Below are 23,549 nucleotides of genomic sequence, written 5' to 3' on the forward strand. Positions count from 1 at the left end.
CGGACCCGGTCGCGCGCGGGAGGTGACGCCACCGAAGGGTCCCGGTGGTGTCCTGGCAGCATGAGCAATCCGGAGCGGGAGCGGATGGCCACTCCCCTTCAGACCCCCGACCAGACACCAGCCGACGCCGAGCGTGCACCGGTCGGCCTGAAGGAGCACGCCAATCCGTGGTACCGGTGGGGACCGTACCTCAGTGAGCGAGCCTGGGGCACCGTCCGCGAGGACTACAGCGGCGACGGCACCGCATGGGAGGCGTTCCCGCACGACCACGCGCGGTCCAGGGCGTACAGGTGGAGCGAAGACGGCCTGGGTGGCATCTGCGACGTGGAGCAGCGCCTGTGCTTCGCCCTCGGACTGTGGAACGGGCGCGACCCGATCCTGAAGGAACGCATCTTCGGCCTCACGGGCAACGAAGGCAACCACGGCGAGGACGCCAAGGAGTACTGGTGGTACCTCGACGCGGTGCCGAGCCACTCGTGGCTGCGCTGGCGGTACCACTACCCGCAGCGGGAGTTCCCGTACGAGCAGCTGCTCAGCGAGAACCGGCGCCGCTCGCGGGAGGAGCCGGAGTTCGAGCTGCTCGACACGGGGATCTTCGACGAGAACCGGTTCTGGATCGTCGAGGCCGACTACGCCAAGGCCGACCCCGACGACATGCGGATCCGCGTGCGGATCACCAACCCCGGCCCGGAGACGGAGACGCTGCACGTGCTGCCGACCGTCTGGTTCCGCAACACGTGGTCGTGGGAGGAGGGCGGCGAGAAGCCGCGGCTGGCCACGGCGGGCGGCGACACGATCGGCATGGGCTCGATGGTGCTCCAGGCGGCACCCGGTCCTGACGGGTCGATGCCGCGGCAGCTGTACTGCGACAACGACACCAACTCGCAGCGGCTCTACGGCATGCCGTCCGGCGCGGCGTTCCCCAAGGACGGCATCAACGACCACGTCGTGCACGGCGCCGCCACCGTCAACCCCGCGCACGAGGGCACGAAGGCCGCGTTCTGGTACCAGGTGACGGTCGCCCCGGGCGAGACGGTCGAGCTGTCGCTGCGGCTCGCCCCGAATGCCGCCCCGGACGCGTTCGGGCCGGCGTTCGACCAGGTCCTCGACCAGCGCAAGCAGGAGGCCGACGCCTTCTACGCCGAGCTCGCCCCAGCCGGCACCAGCGACGAAGACGCGATGATCATGCGGCAGGGCTTCGCGGGGATGATCTGGGGCAAGCAGTTCTACAACTACGACGTGGCGAAGTGGCTCAGCGGCGACCCGGGGCAGCCGCCGCCACCCCCGGGGCGGCAGCACGGCCGCAACGCCGGCTGGCGGCACCTGGACGCGTCCGACATCATGTCGATGCCCGACCCGTGGGAGTACCCGTGGTTCGCGGCGTGGGACTCGGCGTTCCACGCGGTGGCGCTCGCGCACCTCGACCCGGAGTTCGCCAAGTACCAGCTGCTGCTGCTGTGCAGGGAGTGGTTCCAGCACCCCAACGGCGCGATCCCCGCGTACGAGTGGGCGTTCGAGGACCTCAACCCGCCGGTGCAGGCGTGGGCGGCCCTGCAGGTGTACAACATCGACGGCCGGCGCGACCTGGAGTTCCTCACCCGCGTCTTCTCGAAGCTGGTGCTGAACTTCACCTGGTGGGTCAACCGCGAGGACGAGGACGGGCGGAACCTGTTCGAGGGCGGGTTCCTGGGGCTGGACAACATCGGCCCGATCGACCGTTCGCATCTGCCGCCGGGGTACCGCCTGGAACAGTCCGACGCGACGGCGTGGATGGCGTTCTACTGCCTGAACCTGCTGGAGATGGCCCGCGAGCTGGCCGCGCAGAACCCGGCGTTCGACGACCTCGTCGTGAAGTTCCTCGAACACTTCGCGCTGATCTCCGAGGCGATGCACGACAACGACCTGTGGGACGAGCAGGACGGCTTCTACTACGACATGCTGCGCCGCCCCGACGGCAGCAGCGAGCCGCTGCGGGTCCGGTCGATGGTCGGCGTCATCCCGCTGTTCGCCACGAAGGCGCTGCCGAAGGAGGTCTTCGCCCGCGTCCGCCGGCTGTCCAAGAGCTTCGCCGCGATGCCCGAGCATCAGGTGGTGCCGGGGACCGACGGCACGGTCGGCGTCGGGGTCGCGGCGCACGGCCGGACCCGGCGCATCCTGCCGCACCTGTTCGACGAGGAGAGCTTCCTGTCGCCGTACGGGCTGCGGGCGCTGTCGAAGTGGCACGCCGAGCACCCGTTCAGCGTCGAGCTGCCCGGCTGGACCGCGACCGTCGGCTACGAGCCCGCCGAGTCGAGCACCGGCATGTTCGGCGGCAACTCCAACTGGCGCGGGCCGCTGTGGATGCCGCTCAACTACCTCGTCATGCGCACCCTGGAGGACAACCACGCACACCTCGGCGACGGCGTGAAGATCGAGTACCCGACCGGGTCCGGGCGGCAGTGCACCGCCGGTGAGATCGCCGAGGACCTCCGTCAGCGGATGCTGGCGCTGTACCGGCGGGGTCCCGACGGACGCAGGCCGGCGTTCGGCTGGATCGACCAGTTCCAGCACGACCCGCACTGGCGCGACAACCTGCTGTTCTACGAGTACTTCCACGCCGACAACGGCGCCGGCCTCGGCGCCACCCACCAGACCGGCTGGACCGGCCTGCTGGCGGAGATGATCGCGCGGCCGTCGGCGCACCAGGTGGAGGTCCACTCATGATCAGGTTCGGCCGCCAGGTGTGCGGCGATCTCGACGCGGCGGCCAGCCGCGAGTGGCTGGTCACCGACGGCCTCGGCGGCTACGCGATGGGCACCGTCGCCGGCCTGCGCACCCGCCGCTACCACGGCCTGCTCGTGGTCGCGGCGCCCGGCGCCGCCTCCCGGAGCCTCGGCCTCGCCGCGCTCGACCCGGTCGTGCGGGCCGGCGAGCGGGTCTTCCGGCTCGCCACCGACGAGTGGGCCGGCGGCGCCGTCGACCCCGCCGGCCACACGCACCTCGCCGAGTTCCGGCTCACCGACGGCGTGCCGTGCTGGCGCTGGGACCTCGGCGACGTGGTCCTGGAGCGGGAGATCGCGATGGCGCACGGCCGGTCCGCGGTCGGTGTCGTGTTCCGCGTCCTGCGCGCCCCGCGCCCGGTCGAGCTCGAGCTCACCCCGCTGTGCACCTGGCGGGACGCGCACGGCGAGCGCCACGCGTGGGGCGACCCGCAGGTCACGCCGGTCGCCGGCGGCTTCGAGTTCGAGGGCGTGTACCGGGTCGCCGGCCCGTCGTGGCGGCCCGGCGGCGAGTGGTACCGCGGCGTGCACGCCCGCGATGAGGCCGCCCGCGGGCTGAACCCGGACGAGGACCTGTGGGCCGCCGGCTGTTTCACGGCCACGCTCGCACCTGGCGAGACCGCGTCCGTGACCGCGTTCGCGACCGGGGAGCCGGCCGCCGGCGCGGTGCCGACCACCTTCGCCGGTGGTATGCCGGCCGCGTTCATCGACGGCGAGACGCCGTCGGCGGTGGAGATCGTCGCCGCGGCCCGGCGCCGTGCCGTCGCGCTGGGCGGGGGCGACGCCGTCGGGCGGCAGCTGGCGATCGCCGCCGACCAGTTCGTCATCGAGACGCCGACCGGCCCGTCGGCCGTCGCCGGCTACCCGTGGTTCGGCGAGTGGTCCCGCGACCTGATGACGTCGTTCGAGGGGCTGTTCCTCACCACCGGCCGCCACGAGCAGGCGCGCCGCGTCCTGCTCCGCGCCGGCGCGACGGTGTCCGATGGCATGCTCGCCAACACCGCCGACACCGGCACCCTCGAGTACAACACCGCCGACGCGGCCCTGTGGTTCCTGCGCGCCATCGACAGGTACGCCGAGGTCACCGGCGACCTGGACACCGTGGCCGCCCTCGCCGGGGCCATGGACGAGGTGCTGGACCTGCACCGCCGCGGCACCCGGTTCGGCATCGCCGCCGACCCCGCCGACGGCCTGCTCATGCAGGGCAAGCCGGGGTTCGCGCTCACCTGGATGGACGCCCGCGTCGACGGCGTCCCGGTCACCGAACGCCAGGGCAAGGCGGTCGAGATCAACGCCCTGTGGGTGAACGGCCTGGCGAGCACCGCCGCCCTCTTCGACCGGATCGGCCGCGGGCACGACTGGTCCGCGGCGGCGTCGCGGGCCGCCGCGTCGTTCGAGCACCGCTTCACCCGCCCCGACGGCCTCGGCCTGTACGACGTGGTCGACGGTCCGGCCGGCAACGACCCGTCCATCCGGCCCAACCAGCTCCTCGCGGTGGGGCTGCCGCACGTACCGGCGGCGGATCCGGACATCGTGGAGCTGTGCCGGGCGACGCTGCTGACGTCGATCGGCCCGCGGTCGCTCGCCCCGGGCTCCCCGGGCTACCACGGCCGGCACCGCGGCGGCCCGGCGGACCGCGACCACGCCTACCACCAGGGCACCGTCTGGCCGTGGCTGATCGGCCCGTTCGTCGACGCCGCCCGCCGTACCGGCGCCGACACCACCGGCGTCCTGGACGGCCTGGAGCTGCACCTCAGTGAGTGGGGCCTGGGCTCGGTGTCGGAGACCGCCGACGGCGACGCGCCGCACGCCGCCACCGGCTGCCCGTTCCAGGCATGGTCGGTCGCCGAGCTCCTACGCGCCCGCGCCCTGGAAGGCGGTACCTGGGTGGGCCGGTGACGATCCTCAGACGCATTCTCGCGGCGGTCGCGGTCCTCGGGCTCGCGACCGCCGCCGGCTGTGCGAATGGGCGGGGGCAGGAGCTGGTCTCGTCGAACGCGGATCAGTACTCCAGCCCGGTCTGGGTGGGCGACACGGTCTACTACCTCGCGCAGCTCCAGGACGACTCCGACACCCCGCCGCGGTTGATGCGGGTCCGCACCGGCGGCCGTCCGGAACAGGTGACGGTCGAGCACCCGGACTGCCCGGACCCGCGCGGGCTGAAGGCCAGGTTACGGAAGGTCCTGGCGGTCAGCGGTCACGAGCTCGGTCTGGTCATGTCCTGCCGGGGCACCGGCGCCGACGCCCCCGCGGCGGTCGTGCGATGGGACGCCGACACCGGGCGGTCGGCCGTCGTCGGCAAGGTCGGTCACTCCGGCGGCGTCGCCTGGTCCGGCGGCGAGGGCACGGTGTACTACCCGACGCCCTCCTGCCCGCAGAACCGTCCGGCGGGGGAGCTGCCGTCGACGTGTCTGGGCGAGCATGACGCGATGCTCGGCGACGTGGCCGCCGACGGGTCGCTGGTCTACCTGACCACCCGGTGCGGCACCGACGCGCCGGGGCCGGAGTCCGTCTTCCCCGTCTACTCCGTGTGCCGGCGGGTCGGGCACGGGCCGGCGCGGACGGTGGCCCGGGCCGTGCAGGCGCCCTCGGCGTTGACCGTGCACGGCGACCGGATCGTGCTCGCCGGGGAGGCCAACGGCAAGGCGGGCGTGTGGCTGGTGAAGGGCGGCCAGTTCGAGCGGATCGCCCGGGGGCGCTTCCTGGGCGTGGCGTTCAACGCCGACGGGACCCGGCTCGCGGTCGCCGACGAGGACAAAGGATGGTTCTCGATGACCTGGTCATTGCGGGTCATCCCGGCGCCGTCGGCGCAGGCCGCCGACTGAATAAACGATGGTCTATGCAGAACCGTTGCCAGGGGGTGGCGAGTCTGCTTAACTGATCGGCACCTTGGTGAGAGAGCGCTCTCTGAGGCGCCCGCCGGGGTGGAAGGAGTAACCCCCGCCCCCCAACAGGTCCGATCGCCACCGCCAATGGCGACGGACACCACCGCGGCACCGTGTGACCTTCGGCGAGGCGCATGGTGTGCGGCCCTTCGCGTGGCATCGACGCCCGTGTGACACCCCATCCACCCGCCGGAGCGGGCGGCGCTTCACCGTGCCCGCATGCCGGAAGCCCCATCAGGGATCGGACGTGATCGGCGCACGTCGTTCGCTGCTTTCTTCGTAGGAGAGGTGCAACCGATCATGTTCCGCAGAGTGCTGCTCTGCGTCGCCCTCGTGCTCGCCGCGGCAGGCTTCAACATCGCCCCGGCATTCGCGGCCGACTTCTCGGTGCTGATCTTCAGCAAGACCGCGGGGTTCAGGCACGACGCGATCCCCGCCGGGATCACCGCGATCCAGCAACTGGGCACGCAGAACAACTTCACGGTCGAGGCGACCGAGGACGCGACGCAGTTCAACGACACGAACCTGGCCCGCTTCAAGGCGGTCATCTGGCTGTCGACCACCGGCGACGTGCTCGACGCCAACCAGCAGGCCGCGTTCGAGCGCTACATCCGCGCCGGCGGCGGTTACGTCGGCGTGCACGCCGCGGCCGACACCGAGTACGACTGGTCCTGGTACGGCAACCTCGTCGGCGCCTACTTCTCCAGCCACCCGGCGATCCAGCCGGTGACGGTGCGCATCGAGGACACCGCGCACCCGTCCAACGCCGGCATCCCGGCGAACTGGAACCGCACCGACGAGCTGTACAACTACCGCACCAACCCGCGCTCGCAGGTGCACGTCCTGGCCAACCTCAACGAGGCCACGTACACCGGCGGCACGATGAACGGTGACCACCCGATCTCGTGGTGCCGCGCCTACGACGGCGGCCGCTCCTGGTACACCGGCCTCGGCCACACCCAGGAGAGCTACACCGAGGCGAACTTCCGCACCCACCTGCTCGGCGGCATCAAGTACGCCGCGCAGAACCTCGGCAACTGCTCGGTGCAGTCGGCCGCCGGCACGTTCAACCAGGTCAACCTGGCCAAGGGCGTGGCGGAGACCGGCGAGCCGATGGGTCTCACCGTCCTGCCGAACCGGGGCGTGCTGCACACCGCGCGCGACGGCGTCATCCGGTACACCGACGTCAACGGCAACACGAAGGTCGCCCTGACGCTGCAGGTCTACACCCACGACGAGGAGGGTCTGCAGAGCATCAAGGCCGACCCGAACTTCGCCACCAACAAGTGGGTGTACGTCTACTACGCGCCACCGCTCAGCACCCCGGCCGGCGACGCCCCGTCCACCGGCACGGCGGCGCAGTTCGCCCCGTTCAACGGCTCCAACAAGCTGGCCCGGTTCACCGTGCGGGACGACTACACGATCGACCCGAACTCGCAGGTGACGATCCTCGACGTGCCGACCAGCCGTGGGCTGTGCTGCCACGTCGGCGGTGACATCGACTTCGACGCCGCCGGCAACCTGTACCTGTCCACCGGCGACGACAGCAACCCGTTCGACTCCGGTGGCTACGCGCCGCTGGACGAGCGGGCCGACCGCAACCCCGCCTACGACGCGCAGCGCACCTCGGGCAACAGCAACGACCTGCGCGGCAAGGTGCTGCGGATCAAGCCGGGCGCCACGGGCGGATACACCATCCCGGCCGGCAACATGTTCGCCCCGGGCACGCCGAACACCAAGCCCGAGGTGTACGCCATGGGCTTCCGCAACCCGTTCCGGATGAGCGTCGACAAGGCCACCGGGGTCGTCTACCTCGGTGACTACGGCCCCGACGCGGGCTCCGCCGACCCGAACCGCGGACCGGCGGGCACCGTCTCGTTCGAGCGGATCACCCAGCCGGGCTTCTTCGGCTGGCCGTACTGCTCCAACTACAACACCCCGTACCAGGAGTACACGTTCCCCACTGGACCGTCGTCCGGGCCGTACAACTGCGCCGGCGGGCCGACGAACAACTCGCGGAACAACACCGGCATCACCACCCTGCCGGCGTCGCAGGCCGCCTGGCTGCCGTACGGCGGACAGGGCCCGTGGCGGCCGGAGCTGGGCGGCGGCGGCCCCATGGCCGGCCCGGTCTACAACTTCAACCCGAACCTGGTCTCCGACGTGAAGTTCCCGGCCTCCTACAACGGCCAGGTCTTCCTCGGTGAGTTCACCAGCCGCTGGATCAAGGCGGCCGCCATCAACGCCAACGGCACGGCCGGCGCGATCACCCAGATCCCGTGGACCGGAACCGCCATCATGGACATGGAGTTCGGGCCGGACGGCGCCCTGTACGTGCTCGACTACGGCACCACCTGGTTCGGCGGCGACGCCAACTCGGCGCTCTACCGCATCGAGTACAACAGCGGCGGCAACCGGTCACCGATCGCCCAGGCGGCGGCGACCCCGTCCTCCGGTGCGGCACCGCTGACCGTGCAGTTCAGCTCGGCCGGCAGCAACGACCCCGACGGCGACGCGATCACGTACGCCTGGGACTTCACCACCAACGGCAGCACCGACTCCACCGCGGCCAACCCGACGTTCACGTACCCCACGAACGGCGAGTACACCGCGACGCTGACGGTGCGGGACACCGGCGGCAGAACCGCGACGGCAAGTGTCGTCGTCGGGGTCGGCCGGCCGACGATCCAGCTCATCACCCCGGCCGACGGCTCGGTGTTCCAGTTCGGGGACCTGGTGCCGTTCGAGGTGAGGGTCACCGACCCGAACGCCGGCACCATCGACTGCAACCGGGTCGTGGTCAACTACGTCCTGGGCCACGACAGTCACGGTCACCCGATCACCAGCAAGAACGGCTGCACCGGGTCGATCCAGACCACAGTGGACGGTGAGCACGACCCCAGCTCGAACATCTTCGGGGTCATGGCCGCCGTGTACACCCCGGTCAGCGGCACCGCGGTCCAGGACCAGCACCAGCTGCAGCCGCGGACCCGGCAGGCCGAGCACTACAACACGATGAACGGCGTCCAGCTCGCCGCCAAGGCCAGCGCGCACGGCGGCAACGCCGTCGGGTACATCGAGAACGGCGACTGGATCTCCTTCAACACGTACAACCTGGCCGGCGTCAACAGCATCAAGGCGCGGGTCGCCTCGGCCGGCACCGGCGGCACCATCACCGTGCGGACCGGCTCGCCGACCGGCCCGGTGGCCGGCACCGTGCAGGTCGCCCCGACCGGCGGCTGGGAGACCTGGGCCGACGTCACCGGGACGATCAGCCCACCGGCCGGCACACAGCAGCTGTACCTGGTGTTCACCGGCGGCGCGGGGTCGTTGTTCGACATCGACGACTTCACGTTCAACTCCGGCACGACCCAGCCGCCGTCGTCGAACCTGGCGCTGAACAAGCCGGTGACGGCGTCCAGCGTGGAGAACGCCGGCACCCCGGCGTCGGCGGCCGTCGACGGCTCGCTGACGACGCGGTGGGCGAGCGCCTTCTCCGACCCGCAGTGGATCCGGGTCGACCTCGGCCAGTCGTACGCCATCAACCAGGTGAAGCTCACCTGGGAGGCGGCATACGGTTCGGCGTACCAGATCCAGACGTCCGCCGACGGGACGACCTGGACCACCATCAAGACGGTGACCGGCGAGAACGGTGGCGTCGACGACAACACCGGCCTCACCGGCACGGGCCGCTACGTGCGCATCAACGGCACCGCGCGCGGCACGGCCTACGGCTACTCGCTGTTCGAGTTCGAGGTGTACGGCGGGACGGTCACCCAGCCGCCCGCCACCAACCTCGCGCTGAACAAGCCGGCGACGGCGTCCAGCGTCGAGAACGCCGGGACCCCGGCGTCGGGGGCCGTCGACGGCTCGCTGACCACCCGCTGGTCGAGTGCCTTCGCGGACCCGCAGTGGATCCGCGTCGACCTCGGCCAGTCGTACGCGATCGGCCGGGTGAAGCTCACCTGGGAGGCCGCGTACGGGTCCGCGTACCAGATCCAGACCTCGGCCGACGGGACGAACTGGACGACGGTCCGCTCCGTGACCGGCGGCGACGGTGGCGTCGACGACAACACCGGCCTCGCCGCCACGGGCCGCTACGTGCGCATCAACGGCACCACCCGCGCCACGGCGTGGGGTTACTCGCTGCTGGAGTTCGAGGTGTACGCCAGCTAGCGGTCTGAACGGCACAACCGGGCGCGGGGATCGTCGGCGGTCCCCGCGCCCGCTGTTCTCATCCGGGCCGGCACAGCGTCAGCGACTGGAACCGCCGGCCCCCACCGGCGTCCACGGGGTGGAAGTCGACGACGTCGAACCAGGCCGTGGCGAAGCCGAGCAGCTGCTCGTCGGTGCGCCACGAGAAGAAGCGCGGCGGCACGTGCTCATCGCCGGCGATCGGACCTTCGGCCGGCCTGCTGGAAGTGGACACTGTCCTGCCCCGTGCCGGCGCCGATCTCCAGCAACCGCGCCCCCACCGCCAGCCGGTCCCCGAACGCCTGACGCTCCGCCAGCTTCCACGGCTCCTTGACGAACCCGTCGCGCCGTGCCGCACCCGCGTCGTACGCCGTGCGCAGGGCCCCGAGCACCTCGTCGTACCGGACAGTCATGACGATCATTCTCGCCGACCCGCATTGTGGCGAACTCAGGTGCTGGAGCTCATCGCCGTCGAGGTGACCGCGGGCGGTGAGCCCGTCGGTCGCCATAACTTTCTGTAGATGAAAACTCTTCATGGCTGACTGGCCGGTGATAGCCGTGTGTGACTGTGCCTGTTGGTGGCCTGAGGGTTGCGACAGGTGTGGTGACGGTACGTACTACCTGGCCGCCGTCGCTTCTGCCGCCTTGTTGTGTGGGCTGGCTGCGTGCCCTAGATTGCCGTCGTCGTACACAGTCATGGGGGGTGTTGTATGCGCGCCGTATTGCGTGCCGTCCACAACCGGCGGACATCTCGGCCGCATGATGGCACACTGCTGCCGCCCGTCGAACATGCGCGGTTGCGGCGCCAGCCGGAAGCGCCTCCATTGGCTCGCACGATCGGAACTCGACGGGCGGGCATCCGGATGCTGCGACGGATTCTCGCCCTCACCCTGCCCGTGGTGGTTACGACAACCATTGGCGCTCAGGTCCCGGGGTTTGCGGCACCACCGAAGCGCATCACTCCATCCGCGCCTGTCGCGTCGGTGCCGGGCAGCTATGTCAAGGCGGCGGGCGCCGCGGGCGACCCGACCGCGAAGAACAACATGCAGTCTGCGCCTGCCGTCCAGTGGCCGGCCGCCATCGACAGCACGGTCACCCTGCCTGCTCCCACGCCGTCGTCCCTTGTGGATGCCGAAGCCCGGACGGGCGAAGTAGTCCCCTCCGCACCCCTGCGCATTGCCCGCGTGGCGTTCGGCGGCGGGAACGCCGCCCGTCAGATCGACACAGGACCCGACTCCGTGCGCGTGCAGGTGCTGGATCGCGCCACGGCGAAAACCTCGGGACGGTCGCTCGTCGTGCGGCTGACCCGCTCGGATGCCAGTCCCGGCACGGCCACCAAGATCAGAGCGGAGATCGACTACAGCCGCTTCCGCGACGCCTACGGCGGTGACTGGGCGAGCCGCCTGCGGCTCGTCAGCCTCCCCGAGTGCGCGCTGCGTACGCCGCAGGCTCCCGAATGCCAGGCATCGGACCTGCCTTCAATGAACGATGTGGCCCGCGGCACGGTGACGGCCACGGTCCCGTTGGCCACGGCGGCGAGCGGCGGCAACTCGGCGAAGAGCGCCGCGTCAGTTCCGTCGGGCGCCATGGTTGCACTGGCGTCGTCGGCGCAGTCGTCCGGCGGTGGAGGCGACTACAGCGCTGGACCCTTCTCACCGACGGCGTCCTGGACGGCAGGCGGCCAGTCGGGTGACTTCTCCTGGTCGTACCCGATTCGGACGCCTGCCGCGCTGAACGGCCCCAGCCCCTCGGTTGGGCTTTCGTACTCCGCGCAATCACTTGATGGCAAGACGGCCGCGTCGAACAACCAACCCTCCTGGATCGGCGACGGTTTCGACTTCAGCCCGGGGCAGGTCAACCGGGTGTACCCCGCGTGCGCTGACGACGGCAAGACCGGTATCGGCGACCTGTGCTGGGGCACCGACAACGCGAACCTGAGTCTTTCGGGCCACTCCGGCGAGCTGATCCAGGTCTCCACCTCACCGGATCGCTGGAAGCTGCAGGACGACGACGGCACGCTGGTCGAGCGGCTGACCGGAGCGACGAACGGAGCCCGCAACGGCGAGTACTGGAAGGTCACCACCGCCGACGGCTGGCAGTACTTCTTCGGCCTCAACAGGCTTCCTGGGTGGAGCAGCGGCAAGAGCGTCACCCAGTCCGTGTTCACCGTGCCCGTGTTCGGCAACAACAGCGGCGAACCCTGCTACAACGCGACGTTCGCAAACGCCTCCTGCGACCAGGCGTACGCGTGGAACCTCGACTACGTCATCGACCCGCACGGCAACAGCATGTCACTGTGGTACGCCCAGCAGCTCAATCACTATGCCCGCAACGTCACGCCCAGCACGGTCTCCACGTACGTCCGGGCCGGTCACATCGACCACATTGACTACGGCACGCGGCAGGACAACGGGGTCGACAGCATCTACTCCACCGATCCGGCGCCGGCGCGGGTGGCCTTCGGGCTCGCCGACCGATGCGTGACTCCCGGCTCAGGATGTGTGCAGACGAACCCGTCGAACTGGCCTGACGTCCCATGGGACCAGCAGTGCGACTCGACGACGTCATGCGGTGGCGTGTTCTCGCCAGCGCTGTTCACGCAGAAGCGCCTGTCCACGATCACCACGCAGGTGCGCAGTGGCACCGGCTTCCGCGACGTCGAACGATGGACGCTCAACCACGTCTTCAAGGACCCAGGCGACGGTCACGCCAAGACGCTCTGGCTCAACAGCATCGCCCATGCCGGTCTCAACAACATGCCGGCCGGGACCAGCACGACCATGCCGGACATCACCTTCACCGGCGTCCAGTTGAGCAATCGCGTCGACACCTCACCGACCAAGAACCCGATCATCCGGTTCCGCATCTCCTCAATCGTCAACGAGAGCGGCGCCGTCACGGCGGTCACCTATTCGCAGCCGGAATGTGTCGTCGGCTCGAACATGCCCGCGTCGGCGGACAACAACACCAAACGCTGCTTCCCCGTCTATTGGACCCCGTACGGCACCGCCACTGCGACGTTCGACTGGTTCCATAAGTACGTCGTCACCGGCGTGACGGTGTCCGACCCCACCGGTCACGCCCCGGCCGAGGAGACCACCTACACGTACCAAGGCTCGCCGGCCTGGCACTACGACAACTCCGAGCTCACGCCGGCCAACCACCGCAGCTGGGGTCAGTGGCGTGGCTACGAGCGGGTCCGGACGCTGCACGGCGCCGCAAGTTCGGCCCAGGAGCAGTCGGATTCGGTCTACTTCCGTGGGATGCACGGCGACAAGACCTCGACCGGTACCCGCACCGTGACGATCGCCGCCGACACGACCTTCGGCGGCTTGGCGATCAACGACGAGGACTGGCGCAACGGCACCGTCCGTGAGTCCATTGTCTACAACGGCGTCGGCGACAGCGCGCCAGTGCTCTCCAAGACCGTCTACGAACCGTGGGAGTCGAGTCCCACGGCGACCCGGACCCGCAACGGCATCACGATCACCGCGTACCTCACCGGCCTGCGTTCGACGACCCAGAAGGTCGCACTCGCCGCCGGTGGCTGGCTGACGATGCAGTCGACGAACACCTTCGACACCGAGACCGGCGTCACCGACCCGATCGGCCGCGTTGTCAAGGTCGCTGACAGCAACGACACGTCGAAGAACGACGACGACCGCTGCACGACGGTCACGTACGCGACGCATCCGACGGGCGCGATCAAGTCCGCGATCGCCCAGAAGCGTGTCGTGGCGGCGTCCTGCGCCGCGACACCGAACCTGACCACGGACCTGATCTCCGAAGTTCGTACCCGGTTCGACGGCGCGGCCACGTTCAACGGTGTGATCACAAAGGGCGACGCGACGGCGGCCGAGCACGTCAAGGACGTGGTTGCGGGCAGCCCGGTCTACACCACACACAGCACCGCGACGTACGACGCCCACGGCCGCACGCTGACCTTCGCATCCACCGGCGATGATTCGACGACCACCAGCTACTCGCCGGCGACCGGGGCGCTGCCCACGACGGTGACGACGACGAACGCGGCGGGCTGGCTGTCGACCACGACGCTGGACGACGGCTACGGCGGCTCCCTGTCCGAAACCGACCCCAACGGTCGCCGGACCGAGACCACGTATGACGGTTTGGGCCGGGCAACGGCGGTGTGGCTTCCCGGCCGCGACAAGGCGACGCAGACGGCCAGCAAGAAGTACACCTACGTCGTCGGCGGTTCGAACACCATCACCAGCACCGCCACGTCCGTGCTCACCACGGACGGCACCGGCTATTCCACCTCCTACGAGTTGTACGACGCGCTGCTGCGTCCACGGCAGGTCCAGTCCCCGGCCGTCGGCGGCGGCGTCGTGCTGGTCGACAACTTCTACGACTCGCGTGGCCGGACGGTCCAGAGCAACGACGCGTATTTCCAGAGTGGCGTCTCATGGGGGACCCTGTTCGTGCCCTCGAGTCCCACCCCGAGCCGCAACCTCATCACCTATGACAACGCCGGCCGGGCCTCCGCCGTCAAGCTCCAGGTCAACGGCGTGGACAAGTGGCAGAGTTCCACCACGTTCGGCGGTGACTACTCCGACCAGACCGTCCCTGTCGGCGGCTCGGCCAGCCGGACCACGAGGAACGTCCTCGGTCAGGTGACGGAGATCCGCCGGTACCGCGGCAACACGCCGACCGGCGCGTACGACAAGACGACATACACGTTCGACAAGCGTGGATACCCGGCCACCATCAAGGACGAGGCCGGTTCCATCTGGAGCTTCGAGTACGACGTTCTCGGCCGCAACATCAAGACGATCGACCCGGACCGGGGAACGAGCACCTACACGTACAACGATGCGGGCCGCCAGCTCACGGTGACCGACGGTAGTGGTGTCACGCTCACCAACGTCTATGACGCGACCGGCCGTGCGATCGCCACCTACCAGGGTGACCAGGCCACCGGTACCAAGCTCACCGATACGACCTACGACACCCTTGCCAAGGGCCACGTCACGAGCAGCACCCGGTACGTCAACGGCAACGCGTACACGTCGACCATCACCGCATACAGCAGCGGCTATCAGCCGGCGGGCCTGACGGTGACCATCCCGGCGAGCGAAGGCGCTGTGGCCGGCTCATACTCGAGCTCGAGCACCTTCAACGCCGACGGCTCTCTGGCCACCACGACACTCCCGGCGATCGGAGGTGGCGGCGCCGGGTCGCAACCGTCCGAGACACTCACTTACGGCTATAACAGCGCCGGTCTGCTCAAGACGCTCACCGGACTGCAGTCCTACGTCGCCGACACGACGTACGACGCCTTCGGACGCATGACGGGCACGCTGTTCAACGACGGGGGCGCCAAGAACCTGGCCCAGCTCTGGTCCTATGAACCTGGGACCGGGCGTCTGCTCGAGCACGGCATCTATGACAACGACACGGGCGACGTCTTCCAGGACGCGTACTACGACTATGACAACGCGGGCAACGTCACCTCCATCAAGGATCTGACGGCGCAGTACGGCGCGGGTCCAGACGACAACCAGTGCTTCAAGTACGACTACGCGCAGCGACTGACGAACGCCTGGACTCCGGCCAGCGGCACGTGTGCCGCCGACCCGACCACGGTGACGGCGGCTCAGCTCGGTGGCCCATCGCCCTACTGGCAGGCGTGGACGTACGACTCCTCCGGCAACCGGCTCACCCAGAAAGTCCGGACCGCCGCGGGCGACACCACCTCGACGTACGCGTACCCGGTGGCCACCGCGGCGCGCCCGCACGCGGTCACCGGCGTCACGGTGACCGGCGCGGCAGGCAACAGCACCAGCTCGTACGCCTACGACGTGGCCGGCAACATGCGGACCCGGGCCCCGGCGGGAAAGCCGGAGCAGACGCTGAGCTGGGACGCCGAAGGGCATCTGGCGGGCGTCACGGACACCAACAATGTCGCCGCGAGCTACATCTATGGCACCGACGGCGGCCGGCTCATCACGCACGACAGCACCGGCACGACGCTGTACCTCGGCCCTCAAGAGATTCACGTCTCCAACAGCAACGTCGTCTCCACAACCCGGCAATATTCCGGCAACGCCGTGCGCACCAGTGCCGCCGGCCTCTGCTGGGTCACATCGGATGCGCACGGCACCGGCAACCTGACGTTCGTCGCGGCAACCCTGTCCAAGACACAGCGGCGGACCACGCCGTTCGGAGCCGTCCGCGGGGCAGATCCCAGCTGGCCGACGACTCGCGGCTTCGTGGGTGGCGTCAACGAGACGACCGGTCTCGTGCAGGTCGGGGCACGCCCATACGACCCGGGCCTCGGCCGGTTCGTCACCGTCGACCCGCAGTTCAACAGCGCCGATGCGCAGACCTTCAACGGCTACGCATACGCGAACAACAACCCCACCACCATGTCCGATCCGTCGGGCCTGAGCCACGACAACGGTGGCAGTGGCGGCATCACCTACAGCTACCGCAAGGTCGGGCACTGGTCGACCAACTGGACCCGCAACGGTTTCCGGATCCACGACGAGTACGACACGTACATCCTGTGCTCCAGCGACGGTCGGTGCCAGGCACCGGGCGGATGGATCAGTATGGGCATCGGAAACCCACTGCTGTTCTATTTCCTGGTCCTGCGCACCATCGTGCCGATGGGCCCGAAGCCCTCCCTGATCAAGGCAGTGTGGGTCGATCCCAAACTCGGCCCGTCCACCCTGTTCGGGCACGGCACGCAGGACCAGTGCATCACCGACTTCGTCGAGCCGGAACCGCCCAAGTGCGGGTTCTTCGGCGAGGACTGCCACAGCGTCGGCCAGTGGTGGCACGACAACAAGGGCATCGTCATTGCCGGCCTGGCGGTCGCGAGCGTCGTCGCCTGCGTGACCGGCGTGGGCTGCCTCGCAACCGGCGCCTTCACTGCCACTGTGGCGGTCAGCGACCGTGCCTACACCTTTGTGCACAACGAGGAGTACAACGCCGGCTGGGCAGCCTGGTCCTTCTTCATCGTCGGCATCGGCGCGGATGTGCTCGGCGCGATACCCGGCGTGGGCGCGGAGAAGGCCGCCGCGCAGGCGGCGAGGGCGGCATGGGCACAGACCGCCAGCAAGGAGGCGCTCGTCGCCAAGGCGGCAAGTATGGGGCGGGACAAGCCGAATCGGGCGGCCGGCATCTTCCTTGCCGACGGCCACTACGGCGAGCTGATGAGTGGCCACCCCAACCGGCTGATTCCTGAACTGGACAAGGTTCCTGGGATGGCCAGCGGCTTCGATCACCACCCCGAGATGCAGGTGGTGCGGTGGTTCCACGCCAATCCGGATGTCATGCGGGGCAAGCTCTACATGGACAAGTTGGTCGGCAAGGGGCCATGTGACTACTGCGGGCCCAACCTGAACGAGTTGCTGCCGACCAATGTCGAGCTCCTGGTCTTCTTCCCGTTGGCGGACGGCTCGGTCGGGTGGCGCTACTTCAAGGGACTCTAGCCCGCCTTCGCGGCCCCGTTGGGATCTCGGCGATGCCGGGAAACCACGGGGCCGCACCTGTGCTGCGCTCAGGCCGGGCCGCTCGGCTGTTTGCGTGACCAGGATGGCTCGGCGACCGCGTCGATGATCCTCTGGTCGGCTGGGCTCGTGGTGGCGACCGTGATGGAAAACAGGTCGTCGTCGTCGGACATGGCGATGGCAAGCGTGCGGTCACGACGGAAGAACTGCAGGGACGTTGCCGGCCACCGCCACCGTGCCGACCCGACGCAGGGCATCTGGAATCGCAGCCGATCGATGTCCTGTGCGGTGCCGCGCGCCCTCGAGGCGGCGAACGGCGCACTCAACACGGCCTCGAACATCCAGTACGCCTCCAGGAACTCCGAGAGGTGCGGACTGAGCGGTTGCCACGGCTCGTCGTCGTCCGACCGGTCATACACGGGCGGGTCGCCACCTTGCGGGTCGGTCGCCCAGGCCCAGTCGCCGAACTGCTCCTCCATGAACACCAGGCGGCCCGACTCGACGCGCAACTCCTCAGGAGCCAGAAACCTGTTCTGGTCGATCACCGGGAGGGTCCACCGGCGGCTGGTCGCATACCAGGCATCCAGGACCGCGACGCCGGTCGTGGCGGCGCTGCTGTCGTCCGTCGGCTGATCGGGCGGCCCGTACCACCAGGTGAACCACTGCTCAATGCTCGTATGTTGCGCACTCATGCCGGCAGAGTATGCCAGCGCGGGTCGGCGGCGATGATGATGACGCTCAGTTCGAGTTCATGTCGTCCGGTTCCACCTGCCGGACGATGAACGCCTGTGGACTGGCGCACCAGCACACATCGCCATCATCGCGCCGACGTCGACCCGAGGCGTCACACCAGAGCCCGCCTCCTGCCCCGCTTGACCGAGGTCTTCTACGACAAGAACGAGCGCTGAGGCAGCGACGCACACCGGCAGTTCCAGCGTTACTGCCCAAGACAGCGGCTGTCGCGTCTATCCGCGCACGCTATGCCGCTGACCGCGTTCGGCTCACTACGTACCGAACCAGACGAACAACTAGGCCCGCCCTCGCCGGCTCCTGATGCCCCAGGCGCGGCACTCGTCACGTTGGCGCTCCCAGAAGGATCGGCTGACCATTGCGGTAGCGCAGCAGTTGGCCATACACGTCGTTGTTCGGGTCACGCTCCGGGTGACACCGGACGAAAGCGGTACGGTGGGCGGCGTGGAGCTGGCCGGTGGACTGGTGGTGCGGGCGGCGCGGCCCGCGGATCTCGAACAGATCGGGGCGTTGCTCGCCGACCGTGGCGAGCCTGCTGACCGGCAGGATCACCGGCTGGTGGTCGAGGACGCCGACGGTGGGTTCGACGCGTGCGCGGTGGTCGTCGACGGGGACCGGGTCGTGTCGACGGCGACGCTGCTGGACGAGACCGTCGTCCTCGGTGGGGTGGCGATCCCGGCGGGGCAGGTGGAGCTGGTCGCGACCGACCGCGAGTACGAGGGGCGCGGGCTGGTCCGGGCGCTGATGGGCTGGGCGCACGAGCGGTCCGCCGCCCGCGGGCACCTGCTGCAGGTGATGATCGGGATCCCGTACTTCTACCGGCAGTTCGGATACCAGTACAGCATCCCGATCCCGCACAGCAGAGCGGTCCACACCGTGCCGGCGATGCCCGCCGGGTGTGCGGTGCGGGTCGCGGGGCCGGACGACATCGCGGCGATGACGCGGCTGCAGGACGCCGTGCAGCGCGGGCACGACGTGAGCATGCCGCACTCGCCGCTGTGCTGGCGGGCGCTGGTCGCACGGGCGGGCAGCAGCCAGGTCGTCGTGGAGCGGGCCGGGCGGACGATCGGCACGGGCCGGGTCACGCCGCCGGACGAAGGCGTGGTCCTGGGCGAGGTCGGTGCCGCCGAACCGGACGCGGTCGCCGCGCTCCTCGCCCACGCCGCCACGCTCGCGGGCGGCGAGCCGTTCTCGGCGAAGGACCGCGGCGGCCTCCTCGGCCCGCACCTCGCACCGCCCCCAGCCGATGCGAACGACTACTACCTGCGCATCCCCGACGTCGCGGCGCTGCTCGACCACCTCAGGCCCGTGCTGTCGGAGCGCCTGCGCCACCTCGGCGGCGAGGACGACGTCGTCGTGTCGTTCTTCCGCCGGCACGTCCGGCTGCGGCGGGCCGGCGGCACGGTGACCGAGGTCGTCGCGGGCGGCCCGATGCAGGGCCCCGCGTCGCACGGCGGCGCGGGCGTGGCACCGGACCTCGTCGGCCCGCTGCTCTTCGGCCCGCACGGCATCGAGGGCCTCGCCGCCTGGCACGCCGACGTCTACCCCGGCCCGAACGCCGACCTGATGCGGACCCTGTTCCCACCGGTGACGGCGGACCTGCTCACGTTCTACCTGCCGTGACGAGACCCCGGCCGGTAGGTGGCCGCGAAGGGTACGGTCGGGCCGTGCCCGAACTCGTCGCGCCCGATGCCCGCCTGCACAGCGCCTGGCTCGAGGCGCACGCGGAGTGGGGTCCCGGCGCGCACGAGGACGGGTTCGGCCTCGCACCCACTGACGACGTGCACTCCCCGGCCGGCTTTGCCACGTGGGTCGCCCGCCTCGCCGCCCGCTCGGTGCCGGACGGCTCGGGCCGCCACCGCTGCCGGCACCGCTGGATCGTCGAGGACGGCCGCGTGCTCGGGGCGATCGCGCTGCGCCACGGTGACGACGACTATGTGCGGTGGGCCGGCCACATCGGGTACGGCATCCGCCCCACCGCCCGCCGGCGTGGCCTCGCCACGTGGGCGCTCGCCCGTACCCTGGCCGACGCCCGCACCCTCGGCCTGACCGGGCTCTTCACCGTGTGCGCCGTCGACAACGAGGCCTCGGCGAGGACCCTGGAGCGCGCCGGCGGCGTCTTCGAAGGCATCCGCGACACGCCGTTCGGGCCGGTCCGCCGGTACGGTTTCGCGTCATGACCCCGCACACCGTCACGCACCCGGTCTTCGGCACGGTCGAGTTCGACCCGGCCGGGCGTGAGTGCCAGTGGGAGACGACAAGTGGCACGGTCCGGGTGGACCTGACGTTCGACGGCGCCACGATCTGCGCCGCGGCGCTGGACCAGGTCGCCCCGTTCGTCACCGAGCTCGCCGCCTTCGACGCCCGCGCCCGTGCCGCCATCGAGGACGACGTCGACGCGGTCCTCGACGACTACCTCGACTTCGACGGTGCCGAGGCCCTGCCGCACACCACCCCGGACGCCTTCCCGGCGGCGCTGCGCCTGGTCCGCGTCGGCCTGCACCCCGGCGACCCCGAGACCGGCGCGGTCTTCGACTACACCCTCGACCCTCATCTCACCGACCACCTCGTCGCCGTCCGCTTCGGCCCCGGCCGCACCGTTGACAACGTGGCGGTGGAGAGCTGACCGGCGGTTGACTCTCCCATGGTGGGAGAGTCGAAGGTGTGGGTGTGGATGGTGACGGGCTGTGGAGTATCGGGGAGCTGGCCAGGCGGACCGGGCTGCCGGTGAAGGTGGTCCGGCACTGGTCGGACATCGGGGTGGTGCCGGCGACGGGGCGGAGCGCGGGCGGGTACCGGCGGTTCGACGCGCAGGCGCTCGCGCGGCTGGAGCTGGCGCGGACGCTGCGGGAGCTGGGGCTCGGGATGACGGCGATCCGGGAGGTCGTCGACCGGGAACGCAGCATCGCCGAGGCGGCCGCCGTGCACGCCGACGCGATCGAGGCGCAGGTGCGGTCGCTGCGGCTGCAGCAGGCGGTGCTGCGGTCCGTCGCGCGGCGGGCCGCGACCGCCGAGGAGCTCGCCGAGCTCACCCGGCTGGCGCGCCTGTCCGCCGCGGAGCGCACCGCGGTCGTGCACGGGTTCGTGCGGGAGGCCGTCGGCGGGCTGGACGTGCCGACGTACCGGGATGGGCTGCTCGCGGCGACGCCCGACCTGCCCGAGCAGCCGACCGACGAGCAGCTCGACGCGTGGATCGAGCTCGCCGCGCTGGTACGGACGCCTGCACTACGGGCGGCGCTCGCGCGGATGGCCGCGTACGCCGCCGAGCACGCACCCGGCGAGCACGGCAAGGAGGACCTGGCGGCGGTCGAGCGGCTCACGGACCTGTGGGTGGAGCGGGTCACGGCGGCGATGGAGGCGGGCGTCATGCCCGACTCGCCCGCGGCGGACCCGGTCGTCGCCGGCATCGTCGAGGCGTGGATCCCGACGCAGGCCCGCACCGGCCTGGACGCCGGCGGCGACGGCGAGGCGGCGCGGGCGGGGCTGCTGGAGCAGCTGGAGGTCGCCGCGGACGCCGGGGTCGAGCGGTACTGGCAGCTGCTCTGCGTCATCAACGGCTGGCCGGTCCGGCCCAGCATCGCCGCACCCGGCCGGTGGCTGACGACCGCACTACGGGCGAACCCGGCACCCGGCGCCCGTACCGCCGCCATCGCCGCGGTCCTGGAATCCGACGGCGACCCGGAGGCGATGCTCGCCGCCTGCGAACGGGTCCTGGCGGCGGTGAGCGCGATCGTCGCCGAGGTGCCCGCCGACCGGTTCCGCGACGGCACGCCGTGCGCCGGCTGGGACGTACAGACGCTGCTGAACCATCTCGTCTACGAGAACCTGCTGTGGACCGGCCTCGCCACCGGCGCGCCGCGCGGGGACTTCGACGCCGACCATCTCGGCGGCGACCACGTCGCGGCGTTCCGGTCCGCCGCCGCCGGCACCCTCGCCGCGTTCCGGCGGCCGGGGATGCTGCGGGAGCGGTTCGGGCCGGCGCCCGGCTGGCGGCTGGTCGAGCAGGTCGTCATCGAGATGCTCGTGCACGGCTGGGACCTGGCGCGGGCGCTCGGCCGGCCGACGGACCTCGTGCCGGACGTCGCCGAGGCGGTACTGCCGGCAGTACGGGCGATGTACGGCGAGCTGCCCCGTACCCCCGGCGGGTCGTTCGGCCCGGAACAGTCCCCGCCCGCGGGCGCGACCGCCGCGGACCGGCTCGCCGCCTACCTCGGGCGCCGCCCGTGACGCGGGTCAGCCGCCCTTCTGCTCGGTGGCCGGCGGGCGCAGGCGCACGGCGACGATCGTGGCGCCCTTGCCGTCGTACGCGGTGATGAGCGGATACCGGTCGTCGGGCAGCGGCGTGGTGCGCCCCTCGCCGGCCGGGACGTTCTGCGGGATGGGCTTGCCGTGCCGCTGCACCCAGAAGATGGTGACCGCCGGGTTCCTGCTCCACTTCGCGTACTTCGCCTCGACCGTCTTGCCCTCGGCCTGGCTGGTGACGCGGGTGGCCTCGGCCCACACGGCGCCGAACTCGACGAGCGTGCCGTCGGGCGTGACGCACTGCATGAGCCCGAACACCCGCCCCGGCTCGACCGGACCCCACTCGGCCATGTACCCGGTGCCGCCGGCGCAGATGGTGTCGACGCGGACCTCGCCCGTACCGGTGTCACGCCACGCCTGGTCCAGGTACGGGCGCTCCGGCGCGCCCCAGAAGTACAGCACCATCTCCTTGCCCTTGATCACGACCCCGGTCGGCACGGTGTCACCGACGGGCAGCGCGCTGGGATTGACGGTGATCGGCACCGGCGACGGCGTCACGGGCCCGCCCGCCTGCTCCCCGCCGGTCTTCGCCGCGCACGCGGCCGCCCCGACGACCATCAGGCAGGTCGCGACGACGCCGCTCACCGCGATGACAACCTTGCGCATGCGAACCCCCTCGGCCGTGCCCCGTGCATCCAAGGACGAGGTGACCGCCGCCGATGGTTGCATCGACCGCTACTGGTCGCCGTGCATCACCAGTACGAGAGAAGCCGTCGGCGCCGTCTCGGTCGTCCGCAGGCACCAGGCGGTGAGCAGCTCCAGGGAGTCGGTGAGCTCCTCGCGGACGTCGTAGGCGTCCTCGACCGGCTCGCCGTCCGGGTCGGTGAACGCGTCGTCCGGCAGCTCCTCCAGCCGCTCCCGCCACCCGCTCGCCTCGAGCTCGGTGGTGAGCACCGCCGGCTGCAGCTCCGTCACCACCGGCCACGCCGGCCCGCCGACGTTGGACGTCCCCCAGAGCTGCGCGAGGGTCGGCAGGCTCAGCGCGTCGAGGACCGGCCGCCAGTCGAGGAACATGGTCTCCTGCAGCCAGATGGTGCGCTGCTCGTACACCGGGATCCCGATGGAAACGACGACCTCTGCGAGCGAGTCGCCCGTGCCGCCCTCGGCCGCCAACCGGTCCATGGCGACGGCGAACCCGCGCACCTCACGCTCCGACACAACCTGAACGATAGCGTCCGGGC

At 70.5% G+C, this 23,549-nt stretch carries 12 protein-coding genes and 1 pseudogene; 9 read left to right on the forward strand and 4 right to left on the reverse strand.

The genetic code is table 11. The features are described 5' to 3' along the window. Positions 1-60 precede the first annotated feature (60 nt). From AB0J72_RS44850 to AB0J72_RS44865, 4 genes are all read left to right on the forward strand, one after another. Entirely contained in the window at positions 61-2,703 is a 2,643-nt protein-coding gene (locus AB0J72_RS44850) for a glucosidase (RefSeq protein WP_363411453.1), read from the forward strand. Continuing rightward, positions 2,700-4,658, forward strand: a complete 1,959-nt coding sequence (locus tag AB0J72_RS44855) for an amylo-alpha-1,6-glucosidase (RefSeq protein ID WP_363411455.1) — start codon at positions 2,700-2,702, stop codon at positions 4,656-4,658. The genes AB0J72_RS44850 and AB0J72_RS44855 overlap by 4 nt, the downstream gene beginning before the upstream one ends. Further along, positions 4,655-5,584 (forward strand): hypothetical protein, encoded by a 930-nt coding sequence (locus AB0J72_RS44860; protein ID WP_363411457.1) that lies wholly within the window; start codon positions 4,655-4,657, stop codon positions 5,582-5,584. Before AB0J72_RS44855 ends, AB0J72_RS44860 begins: the two co-directional genes overlap by 4 nt. 360 nt (positions 5,585-5,944) lie before the next feature. Continuing rightward, the gene (locus AB0J72_RS44865) at positions 5,945-9,820 is read left to right on the forward strand and encodes a ThuA domain-containing protein (RefSeq protein ID WP_363411459.1); all 3,876 of its coding nucleotides are present in this window, start codon (positions 5,945-5,947) and stop codon (positions 9,818-9,820) included. 58 nt (positions 9,821-9,878) lie between these two features. Here the strand turns inward: AB0J72_RS44865 and AB0J72_RS44870 are convergent. Further along, a pseudogene (locus AB0J72_RS44870) lies at positions 9,879-10,260 on the reverse strand (hypothetical protein). 822 nt (positions 10,261-11,082) lie between these two features. Here AB0J72_RS44870 and AB0J72_RS44875 point away from each other — a divergent pair. After that, positions 11,083-17,298, forward strand: coding sequence for an RHS repeat-associated core domain-containing protein (locus AB0J72_RS44875; RefSeq protein ID WP_363411461.1), 6,216 nt, complete (start codon positions 11,083-11,085; stop codon positions 17,296-17,298). A gap of 68 nt (positions 17,299-17,366) precedes the next feature. On the opposite strand, the gene AB0J72_RS44880 is transcribed toward AB0J72_RS44875, so the two are convergent. After that, the gene (locus tag AB0J72_RS44880; protein ID WP_363411463.1) at positions 17,367-17,861 is read right to left on the reverse strand and encodes a hypothetical protein; all 495 of its coding nucleotides are present in this window, start codon (positions 17,859-17,861) and stop codon (positions 17,367-17,369) included. Positions 17,862-18,510: 649 nt separating this feature from the next. Between AB0J72_RS44880 and AB0J72_RS44885 the strand changes: the two genes are divergently transcribed. The 4 genes from AB0J72_RS44885 to AB0J72_RS44900 are packed head-to-tail and all read left to right on the forward strand — an operon-like array spanning position 18,511 to position 22,293. Further along, complete coding sequence (locus tag AB0J72_RS44885) at positions 18,511-19,689, forward strand: GNAT family N-acetyltransferase (protein ID WP_363411465.1); 1,179 nt, start codon at positions 18,511-18,513, stop codon at positions 19,687-19,689. A 44-nt stretch (positions 19,690-19,733) separates the two neighbouring features. Then, positions 19,734-20,246 (forward strand): GNAT family N-acetyltransferase, encoded by a 513-nt coding sequence (locus tag AB0J72_RS44890; protein ID WP_363411467.1) that lies wholly within the window; start codon positions 19,734-19,736, stop codon positions 20,244-20,246. Further along, positions 20,243-20,692, forward strand: coding sequence for a DUF2004 domain-containing protein (locus AB0J72_RS44895; RefSeq protein WP_363411468.1), 450 nt, complete (start codon positions 20,243-20,245; stop codon positions 20,690-20,692). The genes AB0J72_RS44890 and AB0J72_RS44895 overlap by 4 nt, the downstream gene beginning before the upstream one ends. A gap of 44 nt (positions 20,693-20,736) precedes the next feature. Continuing rightward, complete coding sequence (locus AB0J72_RS44900; RefSeq protein ID WP_363411470.1) at positions 20,737-22,293, forward strand: TIGR03086 family metal-binding protein; 1,557 nt, start codon at positions 20,737-20,739, stop codon at positions 22,291-22,293. Positions 22,294-22,299: 6 nt separating this feature from the next. Here AB0J72_RS44900 and AB0J72_RS44905 read toward each other — a convergent pair whose 3' ends face one another. Then, positions 22,300-22,974, reverse strand: coding sequence for a hypothetical protein (locus tag AB0J72_RS44905; protein ID WP_363411472.1), 675 nt, complete (start codon positions 22,972-22,974; stop codon positions 22,300-22,302). Positions 22,975-23,043: 69 nt separating this feature from the next. Further along, positions 23,044-23,526, reverse strand: coding sequence for a hypothetical protein (locus AB0J72_RS44910; protein ID WP_363411474.1), 483 nt, complete (start codon positions 23,524-23,526; stop codon positions 23,044-23,046). Between the last annotated feature and the right edge of the window lie 23 nt (positions 23,527-23,549).

The sequence above is a fragment of the Dactylosporangium sp. NPDC049742 genome (assembly GCF_040674675.1).
GTDB classification, from domain to species: domain Bacteria; phylum Actinomycetota; class Actinomycetes; order Mycobacteriales; family Micromonosporaceae; genus Dactylosporangium; species Dactylosporangium maewongense.